The sequence below is a fragment of the Sphingomonas sp. 28-62-20 genome (genome assembly GCF_002281505.1).
The window spans coordinates 88,768-109,514 of sequence record NZ_NCGH01000009.1 but is presented as its reverse complement, the minus strand read 5'-3'; the positions used below and the strand labels follow the sequence as shown (position 1 = coordinate 109,514).

The 20,747-nt window shown below is 60.6% G+C and carries 18 protein-coding genes and 1 tRNA gene; 8 read left to right on the top strand and 11 right to left on the bottom strand.

Annotated features, from left to right (window positions below):
- Positions 1-43: 43 nt before the first annotated feature.
- Together rpsR and rplI are read left to right on the top strand one after the other, a co-directional pair.
- Positions 44-268 carry a 30S ribosomal protein S18 gene (gene rpsR, locus B7Y43_RS09435; protein ID WP_010543816.1) on the top strand — a complete coding sequence of 75 codons (225 nt, stop codon included), beginning with the start codon at positions 44-46 and terminating at the stop codon, positions 266-268.
- Between the two features lie 12 nt (positions 269-280).
- Positions 281-883, top strand: coding sequence for a 50S ribosomal protein L9 (gene rplI, locus B7Y43_RS09430; RefSeq protein ID WP_374131386.1), 603 nt, complete (start codon positions 281-283; stop codon positions 881-883).
- Between the two features lie 1,353 nt (positions 884-2,236).
- Here rplI and B7Y43_RS09425 read toward each other — a convergent pair.
- From B7Y43_RS09425 to mutL, 3 genes are all read right to left on the bottom strand, one after another.
- Positions 2,237-3,409 carry an FAD-dependent monooxygenase gene (locus B7Y43_RS09425; protein WP_374131385.1) on the bottom strand — a complete coding sequence of 391 codons (1,173 nt, stop codon included), beginning with the start codon at positions 3,407-3,409 and terminating at the stop codon, positions 2,237-2,239.
- Positions 3,410-3,714: 305 nt separating this feature from the next.
- Positions 3,715-5,214, bottom strand: a complete 1,500-nt coding sequence (locus B7Y43_RS09420; RefSeq protein ID WP_374131384.1) for a CehA/McbA family metallohydrolase — start codon at positions 5,212-5,214, stop codon at positions 3,715-3,717.
- 4 nt (positions 5,215-5,218) lie between these two features.
- A complete protein-coding gene (gene mutL / locus B7Y43_RS09415; protein ID WP_374131383.1) occupies positions 5,219-6,991 on the bottom strand; it encodes a DNA mismatch repair endonuclease MutL in 1,773 nt (590 codons plus the stop codon).
- A gap of 175 nt (positions 6,992-7,166) precedes the next feature.
- On the opposite strand from mutL, the gene B7Y43_RS09410 reads away from it, so the two are divergent.
- The 6 genes from B7Y43_RS09410 to B7Y43_RS09385 all read left to right on the top strand — a co-directional run bounded on the left by B7Y43_RS09410 (position 7,167) and on the right by B7Y43_RS09385 (position 12,990).
- Positions 7,167-8,207 carry a rod shape-determining protein gene (locus B7Y43_RS09410; protein WP_374131382.1) on the top strand — a complete coding sequence of 347 codons (1,041 nt, stop codon included), beginning with the start codon at positions 7,167-7,169 and terminating at the stop codon, positions 8,205-8,207.
- 22 nt (positions 8,208-8,229) lie between these two features.
- The gene (gene mreC, locus B7Y43_RS09405; RefSeq protein WP_374131391.1) at positions 8,230-9,105 is read left to right on the top strand and encodes a rod shape-determining protein MreC; all 876 of its coding nucleotides are present in this window, start codon (positions 8,230-8,232) and stop codon (positions 9,103-9,105) included.
- Positions 9,102-9,614: a rod shape-determining protein MreD gene (locus B7Y43_RS09400; RefSeq protein ID WP_374131381.1), complete on the top strand. Its 513-nt coding sequence runs from the start codon at positions 9,102-9,104 to the stop codon at positions 9,612-9,614. The genes mreC and B7Y43_RS09400 overlap by 4 nt, the downstream gene beginning before the upstream one ends.
- Positions 9,611-11,692, top strand: a complete 2,082-nt coding sequence (gene mrdA / locus B7Y43_RS09395) for a penicillin-binding protein 2 (RefSeq protein ID WP_374131380.1) — start codon at positions 9,611-9,613, stop codon at positions 11,690-11,692. The genes B7Y43_RS09400 and mrdA overlap by 4 nt, the downstream gene beginning before the upstream one ends.
- A complete protein-coding gene (gene rodA, locus B7Y43_RS09390; protein ID WP_374131379.1) occupies positions 11,689-12,807 on the top strand; it encodes an FtsW/RodA/SpoVE family cell cycle protein in 1,119 nt (372 codons plus the stop codon). The genes mrdA and rodA overlap by 4 nt, the downstream gene beginning before the upstream one ends.
- A 107-nt stretch (positions 12,808-12,914) precedes the next feature.
- Positions 12,915-12,990 (top strand) — tRNA-Lys (locus tag B7Y43_RS09385).
- A gap of 336 nt (positions 12,991-13,326) precedes the next feature.
- Here B7Y43_RS09385 and B7Y43_RS09380 read toward each other — a convergent pair.
- The 8 genes from B7Y43_RS09380 to B7Y43_RS09345 all read right to left on the bottom strand — a co-directional run bounded on the left by B7Y43_RS09380 (position 13,327) and on the right by B7Y43_RS09345 (position 20,657).
- Positions 13,327-14,583, bottom strand: coding sequence for an aspartate aminotransferase family protein (locus B7Y43_RS09380; protein ID WP_374131378.1), 1,257 nt, complete (start codon positions 14,581-14,583; stop codon positions 13,327-13,329).
- Entirely contained in the window at positions 14,580-15,206 is a 627-nt protein-coding gene (gene bioD / locus B7Y43_RS09375) for an ATP-dependent dethiobiotin synthetase BioD (RefSeq protein ID WP_374131377.1), read from the bottom strand. Before bioD ends, B7Y43_RS09380 begins: the two co-directional genes overlap by 4 nt.
- On the bottom strand, positions 15,203-16,321 hold the full coding sequence (locus B7Y43_RS09370; RefSeq protein ID WP_374131376.1) for an 8-amino-7-oxononanoate synthase: 1,119 nt from the start codon (positions 16,319-16,321) through the stop codon (positions 15,203-15,205). Before B7Y43_RS09370 ends, bioD begins: the two co-directional genes overlap by 4 nt.
- A gap of 93 nt (positions 16,322-16,414) precedes the next feature.
- Positions 16,415-17,359, bottom strand: a complete 945-nt coding sequence (locus tag B7Y43_RS09365; RefSeq protein ID WP_374131375.1) for a 3-keto-5-aminohexanoate cleavage protein — start codon at positions 17,357-17,359, stop codon at positions 16,415-16,417.
- Positions 17,360-17,607: 248 nt separating this feature from the next.
- Positions 17,608-18,486, bottom strand: coding sequence for a methyltransferase (locus B7Y43_RS09360; protein WP_374131374.1), 879 nt, complete (start codon positions 18,484-18,486; stop codon positions 17,608-17,610).
- The gene (locus tag B7Y43_RS09355) at positions 18,483-19,271 is read right to left on the bottom strand and encodes an enoyl-CoA hydratase-related protein (RefSeq protein WP_374131373.1); all 789 of its coding nucleotides are present in this window, start codon (positions 19,269-19,271) and stop codon (positions 18,483-18,485) included. The genes B7Y43_RS09360 and B7Y43_RS09355 overlap by 4 nt, the downstream gene beginning before the upstream one ends.
- A gap of 25 nt (positions 19,272-19,296) precedes the next feature.
- A complete protein-coding gene (locus B7Y43_RS09350) occupies positions 19,297-19,950 on the bottom strand; it encodes a CoA transferase subunit B (protein ID WP_374131372.1) in 654 nt (217 codons plus the stop codon).
- Positions 19,950-20,657 carry a CoA transferase subunit A gene (locus tag B7Y43_RS09345; RefSeq protein ID WP_374131390.1) on the bottom strand — a complete coding sequence of 236 codons (708 nt, stop codon included), beginning with the start codon at positions 20,655-20,657 and terminating at the stop codon, positions 19,950-19,952. Before B7Y43_RS09345 ends, B7Y43_RS09350 begins: the two co-directional genes overlap by 1 nt.
- Between the last annotated feature and the right edge of the window lie 90 nt (positions 20,658-20,747).

Genomic DNA, 20,747 nt, shown 5'->3' with positions numbered 1-20,747 from the left:
GCCCCCGTCGTGACTTTGACGGCGAATAAGGAGCATATAGACAATGGCACGCCCATTTTTCCGCCGCCGCAAGAGCTGCCCCTTCTCCGCGAAGGACGCCCCCCGGATTGACTATAAAGACGTCCGCCTGCTGCAGGGCTTTGTGTCCGAACGCGGCAAGATCGTCCCGTCGCGCATCACCTCGGTGAGCGCGAAGAAGCAGCGCGAACTCGCCCAGGCAATCAAGCGCGCCCGTCATCTGGGCTTGCTGCCCTATATCGTTAAGTAAGGAGGGACTGACATGGAAGTCATCCTGCTCGAACGCGTCGAGAAGCTCGGTGCCATCGGCGACGTCGTCAAGGTAAAGGACGGGTTCGCCCGGAATTTCCTGCTCCCCAACAAAAAGGCGCTGCGTTCGAACGCTGCCAACCGCAAGGTGTTCGAAACCAACCGTGAGCGGATCGTGGCCGAAAACGCCGCGCGTCGTGCGGTTGCGCAGGAAGAAGCAAAGTCCGTTGACGGCGTCACCGTCACGATGATCCGCCAGTCGTCCAACACCGGCCAGCTCTACGGCTCGGTCGCGGTACGCGATCTGGTCGAGGCGCTCGATGCCGAGGGTCACAAGGTCCCGAAGAACGCGATCGTGCTGAACAAGCCGATCAAGGCGATCGGCATCTATGACGTGAAGGTCTCGCTCCACGCCGAAGTCTCGGTGATGATCAAGGTCAACATCGCGCGTTCGCCGGAAGAAGCCGAAATGCAGGCCAAGGGCGTCAACGTGATGGAGGCGATGTTCGAAAAGGACGAAGCCGGCTTCACCGAGGATTATGATCCCAACGCTGAGCCCGGCGCGACCGCCGAAGTGGTGGCCGAAGAAGCAGCCGAGGAACCGACCGAAGGTTGATCGCGATAAGCCGACGAAAATATGGGCCGTCCGGAGTCATCCGGGCGGCCTTTTTTCATCTTAACCGGTTAGCCAATTGTTATCGCACCGCACCGGGTTTTCTGTTCGAGACGCAGCTTGAATTTAAGGGTGTTGCCGTCGAACGGATTGCGCCAACTCGGAAATGATTGCGGCGCACTCGGAGGCGGTTAGTTCATCGTGCCGAGCAGCGAAAGTTAGCATCGGGACAAGCGACGCTATTGGAACCTCGCTTGAGCTTCGTGGGCTAAAACCCCCCGCCTGAGTAACCCACCGATCCCGAATAGAGCGAGCACCCTGCGGGTCCCATGTGGACTCGCCTAGCTCAATGGAGTGTCCGGGGCTGACATTGCTTGTGTGCTGTACGTTCATTCTCCACTCCCTGCGCGCTCCGCTTCTTGTACGGTCCGCGAACCTTAGAAGCTGGCGCATCGGCGTCAATCAGAGCCAGCACATCCTCCTCAAATCACGACCTCAAATATGTGCCAAAGGCGCTGACGGGGAACAGTCTCACGCGAATCCTCAATCTCGCCAGTAGCGATCTTGCCTTTCATCACCGCAAGGCCAATGGCTTGGGCTGGACTCTTCTATCCGTTGGGAGTTTAGGCATCGAAAGTCTCCAGATAGACAATCTCGCAGCCAAGTGCTGCCGCCCAATTTACCCCTGCACGCTCCGCGCCTTCCCTGCTGCCATATGCTGTTCGCCGAAACACGGCACCACCGGCATGAGCAATTGCGCCACTGACATGGCAGCTGCCACCCGGGTGGCACTCTACTGTTATGCAGTCCCAACCCTCTGGAGCCGATTCACCCGGCGCAAGTCGCTTCAAATGCATATCGCCTCCATGCTTTCCGATAAGCTTATAGGCATTGCCGCCCGTATGCGACAGCCGATCCGTCAAAACTCAAACTGAGACACCACCGGTTTTCTTCTCGCCTCTGTGATGGCACCCAGAACATGGCTTTTGCGCGACGACGGAAGCGCAAAAAAAGAGCCGCCCGGAATGATCCGGACGGCCCTTCATTTTTGCGCCACTCGCTATCGGCCTAAACTTATCGGCCGATTTTCCACGGATCAGGGAACAGCGACATAGGCACCAAGCACCGCCGCGAGGGGGATAAGCGCGAGGATGATGGGAACTACGTGCTTCATGGGCGCACCTTTTTCACCTGAACCGGACTTTACGCTAACACTGCGTGACCTGCGATCAGGGTCCCGGAAGGGGGGGAGACCGGAGAACCTTGCGGGTCACAATGGCTATTCGCGGGGGCCGGCGGCTTGGTTACGCAGCGCCATGAAAAAATGAGTCGAGCCGCAAAAAAACCAGCGAACCGTCAGCCGTCGCGCGCCAACGCGGGGTAATCCGGCAACACATGCATGCCTGAAATCACCCGGTTGGTCAGCGCCGCCGGAGCCATGCCGAGGGCGACTTTCAGCACGCCGCGCGTCAGCGCCGATCGGCTATGCGATGCGCGGGCTCCCTCGGCCGATTGCTTCACATAATGCGCGATCCGCTTCAGCCGCAGCCGTTCGACGCCATCGACAATCGCTGACACGGGCCGGGTGCGCGCGATGACGCCCAGTGCGACCGCATCCTCAATCGCCTGGCACGCGCCCTGCCCCAGATTTGGCTCCATCGCATGCGCTGCATCGCCAACGCACAGGATGCGGCCCTTGCCCAAGCGGATGGGCGGCGGCTTGGCGTGGATCGAAAACGGGATCAGGCGATCAGCCGGTGTTGCGGCGATGGCAGCGCCAATCTCGGGCATCCAATCCCGCGCCGTATCGGCAATTTGCGCATGGGTCAGCAAACGGGCCTCGGCTGAATCCGCCTCATTGCGCATGTAAAACCAATATCGCCGCCCGCCGCCGATATCGAACACGCCAAAGCGCGCGCCCAATCCCCAATATTCATGGGCAGCATGCGCGCCCGACTCACCCGCGACGGGATCGGACAATGCGAGCACCCCGCCATAGCCGGCATGCCGGGGCTTGCCGCCAAGCATCGCCCCCGCCTGACTAGACCATATCCCATCCGCGATGATCGCGATGTCGCCGCTGATGCTGGTGCCAGTATCGAGCTGCACCGAGACACCGCCTGCATCCTGGGTAACCTCGGTCATGGCGACACCCAATGTAAGGCAGGCTGGATCGATCGCGGCCAGCAATATTGATTGCAGCGCCGCCCGCGTCACCATGTAGGACCGCGCGCCGGGATAGGGGCTGTCATTGACCTGACGCGGCCCAATCACCGGCCGGCCATCGCGCCTGAATACCGCCATCTGGTCAATCCGGGTGCCCTGATCGCGCAAGGCCGGGCCGACACCCAGTTGATCAAGCGCATCAACGGCATTGGCCCAGATGCTCAGCGCCGCGCCCATCGGTGCCAGCACCGGGGCCCGGTCAACCACCCGCACGCTGAAGCCAGCGCGCTCCAGCGCAATGGCGGACGCCAGCCCGGCAATGCCCGCCCCAATCACAAGTGCCGTCGGTGAAGGCGTTGTCATTCCCGCAGCTTATGGCCGCGCGACCCGTTTCTCAACACCTGCCTGGCATCAACAGAGCATCGCGCTGAAAATATAATCCGTTGGTCCTGAGTAGCCATTGAGCTTGTCGAAATGGCGTATCGAAGGACGGCGCTTGGGGCAGGTCCTTCGATAAGCAGCAGGTGAAACATGCCCCGCATCTTTCAGGATCGTCTGGGGGACGATCCGACCTGCTGCTCCTCGACAAGCTCAGCCCCTACTCAGGACAAACGGGGTGACGACTCAAACTTCAAGCACGCTGATCTAGCCCAGTAATCGCCCAATCATCATCGATCCATTTTGTCCGGACCTGAAATGGTGACGGCATTGCTCATCAGGATGACTTTGCCATCGGGTGCACGAACGACAGCGCGCACCAGCAACGGCCGCTCATGCCGATCGATCGGCAAATCAACATCCCGCGCGTCATCAATCGCGACACTGGTGATCACCGCATCGCCCGCCATTAGATCAAGCCGCGCGCCGGGCATGGCATGCACCGTCATATGGGCGGTCAACGGGTCGCCCGCTGCTGCAGGTAATATTGATCCCATCGCTGCGGTTGTCCGCCCATTCGACGCGCGCAGATCGAGCATCGATTCCGTCATGCCGCCAATGTCGATAAACACCCGGCCAGCCCGCAGCCCAGCCAGCACGGCGCGTTGGGTCAGCCCGTCGGCCCATACCACCGTCGTCGGTCGCCCCACGCTCCCGGCGATTGGGGCGGTTTGCGCGCCGTCATGATTGTCGCTGCCGCCGATTGCAGTCACCGGCCGCTGTGCACGCAGCGTCTTCAGCCAAAAGGCCATGCCTGATAGCGGCCCCTCGACCCCGCCGGGCAGCAACGCCGCGCCGCCATTCACCACTTCAATCGCATCGACCCGCGCCAGATCAGCACCCGGCATCGCCCAGCCGCAGCCCATGCATGGCTCTCCGGATGGCAAGGCCGGATGATTGATCGACACGATTCCGCCCAAAGCATGGACGCGATCGGCAATCGCGTTGAAGCTCACCGGGCCGTTTGGCGTAATCCGGTAATCAATCGGTGCGCTCACGCCGAAGATGTTGAAATGCCCGAAAAAGGTCGTGATCTCACGCCCGGGGATCAGCAACAACCGATCGAAATAGGGCTGCGCCTCGCGGATCGCCGCCTGCGCGCTGGTCGTGTTGTGATCGGTGATCGCCACGAAATCCAGGCCACGTTCGGCGGCAGTCTCCAGCGTCTTGAACACCGGACAGGGCACGCGCTTCCCGCTCTGGCTGGGGCACGTGCCGTCGCTATGCGCGCTGTGCAGGTGCAGGTCACCGCGATACCAGCCGGGGCCTCGATCCGCGAGCGGCGATGCGGCCAGCTCGGCCTCGGCTGCCCGCAGATACCAGATCCGCGCCGTCCAGCGGGCGGTAATGCCGGGCCGGATATTGGGCACCGCCAGCACCAGTCGCCACCGCCCCGGCTCAATCCGACCGGGCAGATAGGATGGCGTCGCGTCGCTCTCCGCAATCGTGAAGTCCGCCTTGTTCCCGCCGCTTGATCCGCGCAAGCCGTGCTGGTCCTCAACGCCCAGATCGATCACCGTCTTCTGCGCGCGCTGGTCATAATCAAACGCCACCACCAGCCGCTCCGTCCCGCGCGGCACGGTAAAGGGCACCGCGCGATACCGCTGATAATCCGCGCGGGTGATTGTGCCGGTGAGCTGTTGATCCGGCTGACGCACCGGCACCTGCGCACCTGCCTGCACAGCCCATCCCGTCACCAGCAGCGCCAGAATGCGCCAGGTCAGCCGCATCAAATCACTTCCGCCCAAACAGCTTTTCGATGTCGCCATGCGCCAGCTTCACCCAGGTCGGGCGGCCATGGTTGCACTGGCCCGAATTCGGCGTGACCTCCATTTCGCGGAGCAGCGCGTTCATTTCGGCGACCGACAGCACCCGCCCGGCCCGCACCGATCCATGGCACGCCATCGTCGCCGCGACATGGTCCAGCCGCTCCTTGAGCGACAGCGCCTCATCATACGCCGCGAGTTCGTCGGCCAGGTCAGTGACGAGGCCCACCACATCGCCCTGCCCCAGCATCGCCGGCACGCTGCGCACGAGCATGGCGCGCGGACCGAGGCGTTCCAGATCGAGCCCGAAATCGGCCAGCTCGCCAATCCGCGCATCAAGCCGGTCGCACGCAGTTTCCTCCAACTCCACCACTTCGGGCAACAGCAAAGCCTGTGCCGCAATCCCGCCGCCCGGCCCATTATTGGCTAGGCCCCGCCGCATGCGTTCAAGCACCAGCCGTTCATGCGCGGCATGCTGATCGACAATCACCAGCCCATCCTCAGCTTCAGCGACGATATAGGTCTTCGCCACCTGCCCGCGCGCCACGCCCAGCGGAAACGCGCTCGTCTCAGGCGGGGGCGCATAGGCAGGCTCAGCGCGCCCCTGCGGCGGTGGGGTGATGAAGCCGGGGCGGCGATCATAAACGGCCGATGAGCGGTTGCCCCCCTGCCCCCAAATCTCGGCTTGCGGCGACGCCACCACCGGCTCGCGCGTCCACGCCGCCAGCGCCGCTTCATCGGGCCGCTGCATGCTGCGATGCCCCGCCTCGCCCAGCGCCTGCTTCAAGCCACTAACGATCAGCCCGCGCACCAGGGCGGGATCGCGAAAGCGCACCTCGGTCTTGGCGGGATGGACATTTACATCGACCATATCGCTCGGCACGTCCAGGAACAGCGCCACCACCGCATGCCGGTCACGCGCCAGCACATCGGCATAGGCCCCGCGCACCGCGCCAACGAGCAACCGGTCCTTCACGGGGCGGCCATTGACGAACAGATATTGGTGATCGGCAATGCCGCGATTGAAGGTCGGCAAGCCCGCCACCCCGCCCAGCACGATCCCTTCGCGTTCCAGATCAACTGCCACGCTGTTTTCAATCAGCGCCCGGTCAGTCAGCGCCGCAACGCGCTGCGGCCGCCCCGCCGCTGGCGCAACATTGAGCGCACTGCGCCCGTCATGATCGAGCGCAAAACCAATGTCGGGCCGTGCCATGGCAAGGCGCCGGACAACGTCCATGCACGCGGCATATTCAGCGCGCGCACTCCGCAAAAACTTGCGACGCGCGGGGACGCGTTCAAACAGCCCCTCAACCCGCACTCTGGTGCCCGGCGGCAGGCCAGCCGGCCCTTCGCTGACCAGGACGCCATTATCGATAATCCGCTGCCAGCCTTCACTCCCACGGACCCGGCTTTCCAGCGTCATCCGCGCGACGCTGGCGATTGAGGGCAGCGCTTCGCCGCGAAACCCCAGCGTCGTCACCGCATCGATCATCTCATCCGGCAATTTGGAGGTTGCGTGCCGCTCCAGCGCCAAGGCCATGTCGTCCGGCGTCATGCCGATCCCGTCGTCGATCACCTCGACCAGATCGATACCCCCGCCGGCCAGCTTGATCGCAATTCGGGATGCGCCAGCATCCAAAGCGTTTTCAACGAGTTCCTTCAACGCACTGGCGGGGCGTTCCACCACTTCACCAGCAGCAATGCGATTGACGAGATGTTCAGGCAAGCGGCGTATTGACATGGGGGGCTGTCTAGCCCAATCGGCGGCATTCCGCGACCCGCATCAACAACCAACCAGAGCGTGGATTTTCCAAGCTTTGTCGGTTTCGAATAGGCATATTCGGTTGACGCCGGAAGCGAATCGTAAGTGCGAACTGCTGTTGCCGGAACGGGCGCAGCCATTGACGGGAATGTAGATGATTTTCTCGCGGTTTTTCAATTTGATGTCGCACGATATGGCGATTGATCTCGGCACGGCCAACACGGTCGTTTATCTCCGGGGCCGCGGCATTGTCCTCAACGAACCCTCAGTGGTGGCGGTCGAAACGATCAACGGCGTGAAGCGCGTCAAGGCGGTCGGCGACGACGCAAAGCTGATGATGGGCAAAACGCCCGACAGCATCCAGGCCATCCGCCCGCTGCGCGACGGCGTGATCGCTGACATCGATGTCGCCGAACAGATGATCAAGCATTTCATTCACAAGGTCCACGGCCAGAGGCGCTTCATGCGCTGGCCGCAAATCGTGATCTGCGTGCCGTCGGGCTCCACCTCGGTCGAGCGCCGCGCCATTCGCGATGCCGGGTCAAACGCCGGTGCCAGCCAGGTCTGGCTGATCGAAGAACCAATGGCCGCTGCAATCGGTGCCGGCATGCCCGTCACGGAGCCAATCGGGTCGATGGTCGTCGATATCGGCGGCGGCACCACCGAAGTCGCCGTGCTGTCGCTGCGCGGCCTTGCCTATACCACGTCAGTGCGCGTTGGGGGTGACAAGATGGACGAAGCCATCGTCTCCTATGTCCGCCGCAACCATAATCTGTTGATCGGCGAAGCAACTGCCGAGCGGATCAAGCAGGAAGTCGGCGTTGCCAAGGCGCCAGCAGACGGCATTGGCCAGACGATCCACATCAAGGGCCGCGATCTCGTCAACGGCGTGCCCAAGGAAATCACGATCAACCAGGGCCAGATCGCCGAAGCGCTCAGCGAACCCGTCGGCACGATCGTCGAAGGCGTCCGGGTCGCGCTGGAAAACACCGCGCCAGAACTGGCCGCTGACATCGTCGATCAGGGCATTGTGCTTACCGGCGGCGGTGCGCTGCTGAAGGGCATTGACGAAGTACTGCGCGACGAAACCGGCCTTCCCGTGACGATTGCCGACGATCCACTCACCTGTGTGGCCATGGGCACTGGCCGCGCCCTGGAAGACCCCGTCTTCCGCGGCGTGTTGTTAACGGCATAAGCGGGCGATAGCGTAGATGGCTCTGGCGTCGTCTCGTCCCCGGCGCCCCGGATTTTCACGGCGCGCGCAATATGGCCTGTTCATGGGCTATGTGGTGGCGGTTGCCGGTTCGCTGGTTGCGGCCGCCTTGCTGGCGCTGTCGACCTTTGATCCGGCGACTTTCGCAGCGTTTCGGCTTGCTGTTGCCGAACTGACTACGCCCGTTTCTTCGGGCTTTGGGGCGATTGGGCGCGGCATCATTTCCGTGCCCGGCGGGATCAATGATTATTTCGCGGTCAAACAGCGCAACGAAGCGCTGCGCAAGCAGATCGAGGATTCACGCGCTGTGCTGATGCGCGCGCGCGCGCTGTCCTATGATAATCGGCGGCTCAAAAAATTGCTCGCGCTGCGCGAGCGGACCAGCGCCCCGGTAACAACGGCGCGGCTGGTCAGCTCAAGCGCGTCGAGCACGCGGCGCTTTGCCGTGCTCAATGCCGGTTTTCGGCAGGGCGTGGCCGTCGGCCAGCCGGTCCGCGGGCCAGAAGGACTGGTGGGGCGCATTTTGGAAGCCGGCCCCAATACCGCGCGCGTGCTGTTGCTGACCGATCCGGAAAGCATCGTGCCCGTTCGCCGGATGCGGGATGGCTTACCCGCCATTGCCGCCGGTCGTGGCGATGGCTGGATTGAAATCCGCTCAGTCAATCTGATCAATGCACGGTTTGATCCCGGCGACATCTTCATCACATCGGGCACCGGTGGCATCTATGCCCCCAATATCCCCGTTGCCCGTGTCGTCCGAAAGGGCAACGACATCGCCTTGGCCCGCACCTTCACGCAGCCTGACACGCTTGATTTTGCGCTGGTCCAGCGCGCCTTCCTGCCGATGCCGCCCGCTGAAGGACAGGTCGCCAAGCCGTGAGCGATCCGATCCTTGGCCCCTATGATGCCAACGCACCGAAACAGTCTGCATCGACAGTTCCCGCGCTCACCGTGATGGCCGGGTCGGCGCTGACGCTGTTGCCGATGATTTTCACCTTCCCGATTTTACCGCCCTTCGGCCTGATGATCCTGCTGGGCTGGCGCTTGGCCCGCCCCGATGCCTTACCGATCTGGTCGCCATTATTGCTCGGATTGTTCGACGATCTGATCAGCGGCCAGCCGCTGGGCAGCGCGATGTTATTGTGGATGATCGGTTTTCTGGTTATTGATCTGCTTGATCAACGCCTGGTCTGGCGCGATTTCTGGCAGGACTGGCTGCTCGCGGCAGGGGCCATCGCCGCCAGCTTGATCGCCGGTCGGCTGGTAGCGTCCCCGATCGGGGCGCATGTCGATACTGTGCTGTTGCTCCAGGTGATCGTCTCGATCATGCTGTATCCGGTGATTTCCAGGATTATCGCCTGGCTGGACCGCAAACGGAAACCTGCATGAACCGTCCGACCCGGATAGTTACTGAAGCGAACCAGTCCTATAGCTTCACCCGTCGTGCGGTGGCGCTGGGGGCGATGCAGGGTGGCGTCGGGCTGGTTCTGGCGGCGCGGATGGGCTGGCTTTCGATCGCCGAAAACGAACATTACCAGATGATGGCGGAGAGCAACCGCGTCAACATGACGCTGATGCCACCCCGTCGCGGCTGGATCGTCGATCGCCACGGCGTGCCGATTGCCAATAACCGCACCGATTTCCGCGTCGATATCATCCCCGATCGCCTGCAGGACAAAGAACGCGTCTTTGCCCTGCTAAAGGAAATCCTGGTGCTGACGCCTGAGGATATCGAGCGGATCAAGCTTGATATAAAGGGTGCAGCCGGGTTTCAGCCGGTGCAGGTTGCGCAAAATCTGGATTGGGAGCGCTTTGCGGCGGTCAGCGTGCGGCTACCGGAATTGCCGGGCGTCGCCCCCACGCGCGGTTTTGCGCGCAACTATCCCGGCGGGGCAGCGGTTGCCCACCTGACCGGCTATGTCGGTTCGGCCTCCGCAGAACAGTATCGCAAAACGCGCGATCCCTTGCTCGTCACACCGGGTTTCAAACTCGGCAAGGACGGCCTTGAAAAGGCGCTGGAAAGCGAATTGCGCGGCGTGCCAGGGGCAAAGCGGATCGAAGTCACGGCGCGCGGCAAACTGGTCCGCGAACTGGCGTCGCGCACCGATCAGCCCGGCAAAACCGGTCGGCTGACAATCGACATTGGCTTGCAGGAATATGCGGCCCGCCGCTTGGGCACCAATTCGGGATCGGCCGTGGTGATCGATTGCCTGACGGGCGAAATGCTCGCGATGGTTTCGATGCCGGCCTATGATCCGAATAGCTTCTCCGACGGCATTAGTCATCTCGAATGGCAAATGCTGTCAGACGATGATCACGTGCCGTTGATGAACAAGACGCTGCAGGGGCTCTATCCGCCTGGCTCCACGGTAAAACCAATGAATGCCCTGGCGCTGATGGCAGCGGGCGTTGATCCTGAAGACCGGGTGAGCTGCTCTGGCGCGATGCGCGTTGGCAATGGTGTGTTCCACTGCCACAAACGCGGTGGGCATGGCGCGCTCAACATGAAAAACGCGGTCATGCAGAGCTGCGATATCTATTTCTTCGAAATGGCGCGGCGGCTTGGCTATGGCCGGATCGCCCCGGTGGCCCGCCTTCTTGGCCTGGGGCAGAAATTCGATCTGCCTTTTGCTTCGCAGCGCTTTGGCACCATGCCCGATCCGGCCTGGAAGCTCGCCAAATATAAGGAAGAATGGACGGTCGCGGATTCGCTCAACGCGTCAATCGGCCAGGGCTATGTGCTCGCCAATCCGCTCCAGCTGGCAGTCATGGCATCGCGGATCGCGTCTGGCCGGCAATTGCAGCCCAGCATCCTGGCCGATCAGGTGCCTCCTGCCCCGACACTCGGGATTGATCCTGCGCATCTCGCTCGGGTGCGCGATGCGATGTACGGCGTGGTCAATGAAGGCGGCACTGGCGGCGCGGCGCGTTTGCTGGTCCCGGGCGTTGCAATCGCCGCCAAGACCGGCACCGCGCAGGTCCGCCGGATCACCATGGCCGAACGCGCATCGGGCGTGCTCAAAAACGGCCAGCTCCCCTTCAAACTGCGCGATCACGCGCTGTTCGTCTGTTTCGCGCCAGCGGATAAGCCGCGCTATGCCGCCGCCATCGTGCTTGAACATAACGGCCATACCGTCCGCAACCTCGATACGCCGATGATCGGGCGCGATATCATGACCTATTTGTTCGATCGTGATCGTGCCGTGGCGGCGCTGGCTGAGGTCGAACCCAGCTGGGGTGGCGATATCCGCACGCGGATGGCAGCGTCAGCTGAGGAGTATCGGTTGGCCGCTGGTGGCGCGCCATCAGCAGTGGCAGCAGCGACCGAAGCCAATGCAACGGCGGCGACAGAAGCCCCTGCGGTTACAGCTGCCGCTGCCGCCAGCACGGCCAATGCTGCCATTGTTGGCAACACCAGCGGTGGGGGCATTGCCGCCGAAGGATCGACGGAGTCGCCCGAACCATGAGTTCGAAATATGAATTCGTGCCCGCTCCGCTCGCCCAGCTGCCGTGGCGCGTCATTTTGCTGGTGCTGGGCATTGGCTGTTTCGGCCTGGTCATCCTCTTTTCCGCAGCTGGCGGTTCCTGGCGCCCCTGGGCGCTGCCGCAAGGCATCCGCCTTTTCGCCTTCCTTGCCGGCGCCGTGATGCTGTCGCGCGTCCGCGAGAATATCTGGGGGACGATCGCCCTGCCTGGTTATGGCATTCTCGTGTTCATGTTGGTGCTCGTCGAACTGATCGGCGCGGTGCGTGGCGGCGGCCAGCGCTGGCTGGATCTTGGCATGGGGTTCAGGCTCCAGCCGTCCGAGCTGATGAAGCCCTGGATCGTGCTGGCGGTCGCCAAATTCTATGATCTCCTGCCCCCCAATGAAACGCGGCGTTTCGGCGCAATCTGGCCAGCAGCGGCGTTGATCCTCTTCCCGGCATTGCTGGTCATGAAACAGCCCGATCTTGGCACGGCGCTGATGATTGTCGGCGGTGGCGTCACCGTGATGTTCCTCGCGGGCGTGCCGTTGCGCTTGTTCATTGGCGGCGCCTTGGCGATGGCAGCGGCTGTCCCGCTCGCCGTCAATTTCCTGCTGCATGATTATCAGCGCAACCGGATCCTCGTTTTCCTCAACCCGGAGAGCGATCCGCTCGGCACGGGCTATCACATCAGCCAGTCGAAAATCGCAATCGGCTCAGGCGGGATCTTCGGCAAGGGCTTCCTCAACGGCACCCAGAGCCATCTCGATTATCTGCCAGAGGGTCATACTGACTTCATCTTCGCGACGATGGCAGAGGAATGGGGCCTGTTGGGCGGCCTGGTGCTGATTTTGACCTTCTTCCTGCTGATCAATTGGGGCATCACCGTTGCCATGCGCGCGCAGACCCGGTTCGCCCGGCTCGCCGCGGCCGGCCTTGCCAGCACGATCTTTTTCTACGTCGCGATCAATCTTCTCATGGTTATGGGCCTCGCACCCGTCGTCGGCATCCCGTTACCCTTGGTCAGTTGGGGCGGCTCCGCACAAATGACCGTCTTAATCTGCATCGGCATCCTAATGTCCATCGACCGCCAAAACCGCCAGGTGGTGCGCTGGTAAAAAAAGCCACGCAAAGGGGTTTGCAATCACCGCAATCGAGTGCTAACCGCCCACCTCCAATCGCGAACGCACCCACCAAGGCGCGGACTTTTTTCGCAGATCGGCATGGACGCATAGCTCAGTTGGTAGAGCAGCTGACTCTTAATCAGCGGGTCCTTGGTTCGAGCCCAAGTGCGTCCACCACTTCCTTCCTTGATATAATTATATAATTGCCGGTTTCGGCACGTCGACACCGTCCTAAATTTTATTTTAGGCCGGTTTTTAGGCCGGTGCGCCAAAAACGATATTTTTCGCGTCCGTCTCCGTGAAGACAGTCGGCTTCCAGACCTCGGCATAATTGTCAGTTGAGATGGTTGCCGGGGGCTTTACTCTCAACTGGCAAAGCCTATTCAACAAGCAAAAGCCGCCCGACTTGCATCGCGTGAGCGATCGTGTAGCAGCACTATTTCATACCGCTGCCCGATTCATTGTTCAAAAATCTCGGCGGCATTAAACGCACCCATGACACCTTGATCGATGTCATTCGCCTCTTTCCAGCCATGCATTTATCGCACAATAGATCGTCGCTAAATCCGTCTGATCAATACAGTAAGGCGGCATGACATAGATGGTATTGCCCAGCGGCCGGAGCAGCAGATTTTGTTCGGCAAAAAAGGTAAGTAGCTGCGGACCAATTGTGGAAAGATAGCCTTGCTCCTTTGCCTCCAGGTCAAGTGCCGTGATCGTCCCCAATTGTCGCGCATCGGCAACGCCCGGCAGGCTGCAGATTTTGGCCAGTGCGGCACGTTGCCGTGTGGCCAGTGTCACAATCTGCTTCAGCACCGGCTCCTCCCTCCAGATATCCAGATTGGCGTTGGCGGCAGCACAGGCAATCGGGTTCGCGGTATAACTTGATGAATGATAGAAGAGCTGCGACCGGTCCAGCGAATAGTGTGCGTCATAGATCGCAGGCGTTGCCATTGTCACCGCCAGCGGAATTGCGCCTCCGGTCAAGCCCTTCGACAGGCACAAAATGTCGGGGACGATGCCTGCTTGCTCGCACGCCAGGAGCGTGCCTGTTCGGCCCCAACCGGTCATCACTTCGTCGGCAATGAACAGCACATCATGGCGCTCGCAGATGACGCGCATTTCTGTGAGCACCCAGGCGGGGTAAATCAGCATTCCACCGGCACCGAGGATGAGCGGCTCAACGATAAAGGCTGCCGGCGCCTCATTGCGACACATGGCTTCGAGTGCGTCAAGGGTTGCCTGTTCCATGCCGGGAGACGGAAATGGGACCTGACCCACGTCAAACAGCAACTCGGCATAGGTACGGTTGAAAACACCTCGCGCGCCGACCGACATCGCGCCGATCGTGTCGCCATGATAGCTATGCTCCATCACGACAATGCGGTGGCGTGGTTCGCCGCGATTGGTCCAGTATCCGAGCGCCATCTTGAGCGCGACCTCGACGCTCGTTGAACCGCTATCCGAATAAAAGACATAGTCGAGCGGGCGCGGCATCATAGCGACCAGCCCGCGTGCCAGCGCCTCGGCAGGTTCGTGTGTCCAGCCGGCGAAGATGATCTGGTCGAGCTTGCCAGCCTGATCGGCAATCGCGGCCATGATCCGGGGATGGCTGTGGCCGTGCGTCGTCACCCACCAGGAGGAAATGCCGTCGATGATCCGCCTGCCATCCTTGGTAAACAACGCGGCGCCCTCGCTGCGCGTGACGAGCGGGATCGGCGCGTTGAGGCCGTGCTGGGTAAAGGGATGCCAGACCGGGCTCTTCGTCATGCGAAGTCGGCCAGGTCGAAATTCGCCAGAAAGGCTGAGCGCAGCGATTGTGCATCCAGCACGGGCAGATGTGGCAACCGTCCCAGTCTCTTGATGCCGCCTATTGTCGAAATGATCGCTTCGCTATCCTGGTGTGGTTTGCCGACATAGGCGATGCCGTGGATCGGCACGGTGCGTGCCTTCAGTGCCTCGATGGTCAGCAGGCTGTGATTGATCGTGCCGAGGGCAGTGCGCGCGACGATAATGACTGGCAGCTGCCAGGCTGCGAACTGGTCGAGATGGAGCCAGTCCGGGCGCAGCGGCACGGCAACGCCGCCCGCGCCTTCGATCACCAGCGGGCCATCGACACGCGGCAAGATAAGCCTTGCATGATCGATGGTAATGCCATCAAGCGCGGCCGCCCGATGCGGGGAGCAGGACGTGGTCAACCGATAGGCTTCAGGCAGGATGCGATCGGTAGAGAGGCCGGAGAGAGCCGCTACGGTTTCGGCATCTGTCCTGCCTTCCAGGCCCGCCTGGACCGGCTTCCAGTAATAACCGTCAAGAGCGCTCACGAGCCCGGCTGCAAACACGGTTTTCCCCACGTCCGTATCCGTGCCGGAGATAACAAAAGTGCGGTTCAACGCAGCGCCTGCGCGATGGCCTCGCTAAGGCCTGCAACATCGGCATGGGTGGCATTGAGCGTGATGGAAACGCGCAACCGCGCTGTCCCGGCGGGAACAGTCGGCGGGCGAATTCCGCGCACGTCATAGCCCGCACGTTGCACAGCCGCGGCCGCCTGCATCGCACGCACATCGTCGCCGAGAATGACCGGAATGATCTGCGAAGGATGCGCGCCGCCCCCAAGCGGAACCAGTTGCGCGCGCGCATCCTCGGCCAACGCTGCCAGCCTGTCGCGCCGCTCGGGCTCATCCGCCAGGATCCGCAGCGCCTCGCGCACTGCGCTTGCCATCAGCGGCGAAGGTGCGGTGGAAAAGATGAAGCCCCTTCCACGATTGATGAGAAATTCCCGCATGAATGCTGGCCCGGTGAGCAATGCCCCTTCGCAGCCGAGCGCCTTGCCGCATGTGTGTAGGCTGATGACATTGTCCCGGCCATCGAGATGCGCGCCCAAGCCCCGGCCATCGGGGCCAAAGACTCCCGTCGCATGCGCTTCGTCAATGACGAGGAAGCCGTCATGCCGGTCCGCGATCTCTGCCAGCCCATCGATTGGCGCACGGTCGCCGTCCATGCTGTAGAGGGACTCGGCAGCAATCCAGATACGCCCTATTCCGCCATTCCGGCGCCAGTCCCTGATTGCATCATCGAAGGCGTTGGCGTCATTGTGTGCAGCCGCAACGGACTGCGCCCGGCCAAGCCGGATCCCGTCATGGACACTGGCGTGAATCAATTCGTCATAAACGACAAGATCGCCGCGCTGCGGTAGACTGGCGAAAAGGGCGCCATTGGCGGCAAACCCGCTCGAGAAGAACAGCGCGGCTTCGGTCCCGAAGAAGGCCGCCGCCTCGGCCTCAAGTGCCTCATGCTCGGCATGATTGCCGCGTAGAAGCCTCGAGCCACCCGAACCGACGGGCACACACCGTTCAATAGCGTCCACAATCGCGCGCTTGATCCGCGCCGAGCCTGCCAGGCCCAAATAGTCGTTCGACGAAAAGTCAACACCATCTTGTGGGATCAACCGTCTATAGCGACCCCTAGCCAAAATATTATCGAGCACAGATTGATGCTCGATATGCATTATTGAGATGCATGATTTCATATTATAATAATTTCAACATATATATTTTGACCAATGCAATAATATTGCATATACTTATTATAGATTTCAATTTCAAAAATTGACTTTATCCGCACCTTTTAGGCGCAGCATTTGCCGAGCCTCGCTGGATGTAGCTACCGCCAAGCCCAGATCTTCGATAATACCTCTGATCTTAGTGACCTGCTCGGCATTTGATTGAGCGAGTTTACCAGGTCCGCACCAAAGACTGTCTTCTAATCCGACGCGGACGTGACCGCCCATGTTGAGTGATTGACATGCGACAGGCATTTGCATTCGACCGGCACCCAAGACAGACCACACATATTGATCCCCGAACAGGCGATCAGCCGTGCGCTTCATGTGGATGATATCTTCCGGATGGGATCCTATGCCGCCTAACAGGCCAAATACGGACTGTATGAAAAGTGGTGGCTCAATAAGGTTCTGGTCAAGGAAATGCGCCAAGTTATAGAGATGGGACGTATCGTAGCACTCACACTCAAATCGAGTGCCGTTATCACCGCACTTTTCTAGAATATAGGCTATGTCTTTAAATGTGTTACGGAAAACTACGTCACGGCTGCCTTCCAGGTATGGCCGTTCCCACTCATATTTGAAGTCCTTAAATCGATTCAGCATCGGGAACAGTCCGAAATTCATCGAGCCCATGTTAAGCGAGGCGATCTCCGGCGCGAACATGGCGGCCGGCTTCAATCGCTCCTCCAAACTGAGTGTCACGGCGCCGCCGCTTGTCAGGTTCAATACCGCCGATGACGCCTGTTTGATGCGCGGCAGAAATTGCCCATACAATGCGGGGTCCTGTGTAGGCCTGCCGTCTTCAGGATTGCGTGCATGCAAATGGATCACCGCAGCACCGGCGTTTGCAGCAGCTACCGCTTCCTCGGCGATGTCATCCGGCGTGATCGGCAGATAGGGCGACATCGAGGGAGTATGAATGCTTCCGGTGATCGCACATGTTATGATGACTTTGCGACCGGACTTGCTTTCGGTGTTCATATATTTCCTTTCGTTTCCGGAACGCCAAGGCCGAAATGGGCTTCGACCCTCTGACGGTATTCCGGCGGCAGGTTGGCGGAGGGCTAGCCGGCCTAGTTTGTTGCCGTCACGGGTAATTGCACCGCTTGATGCATATCGAGTTTACCCGCCAACCAACTATGCGATATAACGAAATGCGTCTTGGCGGTTCGTGACATGCATCTTGGTGGAGGCTGTCATCCATTGGCGCGGCTTCTATGGTTGAGCATCTAAGGTTCGCAGCGCGTGAACGTGCAGATGGCGACATGATAAGTGACGTTAGCCCCTTTCGCTTCAAACTGCCGGATAACCTTGCGCATTTCCGATGGGCAAAGTGGCCTGTGACCGTCGCGCGGAGTGCCGGCACCGATGGCGCGGAGCGAACGGAGGAATGTTAACCCATTGGCATGACGATCGAGAAACCGCCGCTCGTCCAACTGTCGTTGGGAGCCCTGCAGCTCAATGGCGCCCAGCGTACTCAGCCCCGGATAATATGGGGTGCCGGCAACATAGCCCAACTCGGAATGGGCCTCGACCCATTCGGCCAAACTGCCATCCGCAAGTGTGGAGACGACCAATGCTCCACCTGGCTTCACAAATGCAAAGAGCCGTTCCAGCGCCGTGGGAAGATCCGCAAACCACTGCGCGGCGAGGTTCGAGCAGACCAGATCGAACGGAGCTTCCCGTTTCGGCAACTTAGGATTCTCGCCGTCAAGCAGCGCGAACCGAAAGTTTCGCTCATGGCGAAATCGCAGCCGGCAGCGATTGACCATGGCCGGCGCGATGTCGGTCATGAGCCAGTCCGGCCTGCGGAGCTGATTGAGCACCGCCTCGGCCAGGAAACCTGTCCCGCAGCCCACTTCGAGAATCCTCGCATCGTCGTTCAGTCCAAGGCGGGTAATTTGCGCGCCCAGATACCGGGCAACCTGTTTTTGGAGAAACGCATTTTCGTCATACGCGTCAGCTTGGTCAAACGCATGGCGAACGCGCTGCTTGCGCGCGGCATTGCGCGCCGCTGCACCGTTTCGGTCAACTGCATCGACTACATCGCTCAGCGGCTCAGGCGGGACATCGAGCAATGTCCGCACCGGTGGGTGCTCCATTTTCATGTGCCCGTCCAGTTGGGCTTGCGCTTCTCCAGGAATGCCCGCGGACCTTCCGCGAAGTCGTGGGTTTTCATGATCCATGTCTGGCGTTCATTGCTCAGTTGGGCGAGTTCATAATCGGTATGGTCCAGCGACGATCTGGCGATCTTCAGGCTTTCCTGCACGGCGAGTGGTGCGTTCTCGCATATCGCCAACGACAGGCGAATTGCCTGATCGACCGCTTCACCACTACACGCCACATGGTTGACGAGGCCTAGTGAATGAGCTCGAGCACAGTCCAGTCGTGCGCCTGTTGCTATAAGCTCATTGGCGACGTTGCGCGGTAGCAGCCTCGATAGCCGGTAAACTCCGCCAGCGCTAGCGATGAGGCCACGCTTGACTTCCGGCAATCCAAAGGTCGAGTTTTCGGCTGCGACGATTAAATCACACGCGAGCGCAATTTCAAAGCCGCCTGCAAGTGCGAAACCATCCACTGCTGCGATCCAGACTCGTGTCCGGACCGCATGGACGAATCCAGCAAAACCTCCGTTCGGCAGGAACAGTCGATCGAGATTGCCGGCCGCCACTTCGTTCAGATCGGCGCCGGCACAGAACGCGCGTCCGCCTGCTCCCGTCAGGATGACTACCCAGATGTCCGGATCCGCTTCGCTCATCTGAACAGCGCGTGCGAGACCCTCGGCGACCTCCCGATTGACCGCGTTATGAACGTCTGGCCTGTCTATCGTCACAAGTAAAGTGTGGGCGGATGGGCGATCAACAAGGACTGCGCAATTGAGTTGTTGAACCATCACACCTTTTCTCCTGACGCGAACATCAGGCCGCCCTTTTTGCGCATGGTGTGTAGGCAGCCGTAGTCTTGCTCGCCACCTCGTCCGACGTCACGCCGGGCGCGAACTCGATCAGCTTGAACGGACTGTCATGGTCTTTCCGCTGAAACACGCACAGGTCAGTGATGATCATGTCGACGGCATTTCTGCCGGTGATCGGTAGCGTGCAGGCAGGAATGAACTTGGGGCTGCCGTCTTTGCTGATGTGCTCCATGACAACGATAATCTTCTTGACGCCCGCGACCAGGTCCATTGCGCCGCCCATGCCCTTGATCATCTTGCCGGGGATCATCCAGTTGGCGATGTCTCCGTTCTCTGCGACTTCCATCGCGCCGAGCACGGTCAGATCGATATGCCCGCCGCGGATCATCGCAAAGCTCGCCGCGCTGTCGAAATAGGCCGATTGAGGAAGTTCGCTGATCGTCTGTTTCCCGGCATTGATCAGGTCCGGGTCTTCCTCCCCCGCATAGGGATACGGCCCGATGCCAAGCATCCCATTCTCAGACTGGAGCGTTACTTCAATCCCGTCTGGAATGTTGTTCGCCACCAGCGTCGGGATGCCGATGCCGAGATTCACATAATATCCGTCCTGCAGTTCCTTCGCCGCACGGGCAGCCATTTCATCGCGGGTCCAGGCCATTATGCCGCCTCCCTTTCGCGCACGGTTCGGAATTCGATCTTCTTGTCATAAAGTGCGCCGATGATCATCCGCTGAACATAGACACCGGGCAAATGGATGCTGTCGGGATCGAGGCTGCCGACGGGGACGATCTCCTCAACCTCAACCACGCAGACCTTTCCACACGTTGCGGCTGGCTGATTGAAGTTGCGCGCGGTCTTGCGGAAGACGAGGTTGCCGCTTTCGTCGGCCTTCCAGGCCTTCACGATTGCCAGGTCGGCAAATATCCCACGTTCGAGAATATAATCCTGCCCGCCAAAATTCTTGACCTCCTTGCCGTCTGCCACCTGTGTGCCGACGCCGGTTCTTGTGTAAAAACCCGGAATGCCAGCACCACCTGCACGCATCCTTTCGGCCAGCGTGCCTTGCGGGCAGAATTCGACCTCAAGCTCGCCGGCCAGATATTGCCGCTCGAACTCCTTGTTCTCGCCGACATAGGAAGAAATCATCTTTTTGATCTGACGCGTGCGGAGCAGCTTGCCCAGGCCCTCACCGTCTATCCCCGCATTGTTGGAGGCAACCGTCAGCCCGGTCACGCCGCTTTCGACAATGGCGTCGATGAGGCGCTCCGGAATTCCGCACAGGCCAAAACCTCCCGCAGAGATGTGCATGCCGTCAAACAACAGGCCATCCAGCGCTTTGCTCGCATCAGTAAATATTCTCTTCATCCGGCTGACCTTAACTTCGGCGATAGCCACCGGCCGCCTCATACATTGGGCTGGCCCTTGCCCATATGTGGCGCTTGAGACAGGCAGCAT

What these genes read in the sequence shown, in the direction of transcription:
- B7Y43_RS09425 (WP_374131385.1), bottom strand. Translation starts at nt 3,409, where the DNA reads ATGACAACGCCTTCACCGACGGCACTTGTGATTGGGGCGGGCATTGCC.
- rpsR (WP_010543816.1), top strand. Translation starts at nt 44, where the DNA reads ATGGCACGCCCATTTTTCCGCCGCCGCAAGAGCTGCCCCTTCTCCGCG.
- B7Y43_RS09365 (WP_374131375.1), bottom strand. Translation starts at nt 17,359, where the DNA reads ATGAACACCGAAAGCAAGTCCGGTCGCAAAGTCATCATAACATGTGCG.
- B7Y43_RS09420 (WP_374131384.1), bottom strand. Translation starts at nt 5,214, where the DNA reads ATGCGGCTGACCTGGCGCATTCTGGCGCTGCTGGTGACGGGATGGGCT.
- B7Y43_RS09370 (WP_374131376.1), bottom strand. Translation starts at nt 16,321, where the DNA reads ATGCATATCGAGCATCAATCTGTGCTCGATAATATTTTGGCTAGGGGT.
- B7Y43_RS09345 (WP_374131390.1), bottom strand. Translation starts at nt 20,657, where the DNA reads ATGAAGAGAATATTTACTGATGCGAGCAAAGCGCTGGATGGCCTGTTG.
- rodA (WP_374131379.1), top strand. Translation starts at nt 11,689, where the DNA reads ATGAGTTCGAAATATGAATTCGTGCCCGCTCCGCTCGCCCAGCTGCCG.
- B7Y43_RS09350 (WP_374131372.1), bottom strand. Translation starts at nt 19,950, where the DNA reads ATGGCCTGGACCCGCGATGAAATGGCTGCCCGTGCGGCGAAGGAACTG.
- B7Y43_RS09360 (WP_374131374.1), bottom strand. Translation starts at nt 18,486, where the DNA reads ATGAAAATGGAGCACCCACCGGTGCGGACATTGCTCGATGTCCCGCCT.
- B7Y43_RS09355 (WP_374131373.1), bottom strand. Translation starts at nt 19,271, where the DNA reads ATGGTTCAACAACTCAATTGCGCAGTCCTTGTTGATCGCCCATCCGCC.
- rplI (WP_374131386.1), top strand. Translation starts at nt 281, where the DNA reads ATGGAAGTCATCCTGCTCGAACGCGTCGAGAAGCTCGGTGCCATCGGC.
- B7Y43_RS09380 (WP_374131378.1), bottom strand. Translation starts at nt 14,583, where the DNA reads ATGACGAAGAGCCCGGTCTGGCATCCCTTTACCCAGCACGGCCTCAAC.
- mutL (WP_374131383.1), bottom strand. Translation starts at nt 6,991, where the DNA reads ATGTCAATACGCCGCTTGCCTGAACATCTCGTCAATCGCATTGCTGCT.
- mrdA (WP_374131380.1), top strand. Translation starts at nt 9,611, where the DNA reads ATGAACCGTCCGACCCGGATAGTTACTGAAGCGAACCAGTCCTATAGC.
- B7Y43_RS09410 (WP_374131382.1), top strand. Translation starts at nt 7,167, where the DNA reads ATGATTTTCTCGCGGTTTTTCAATTTGATGTCGCACGATATGGCGATT.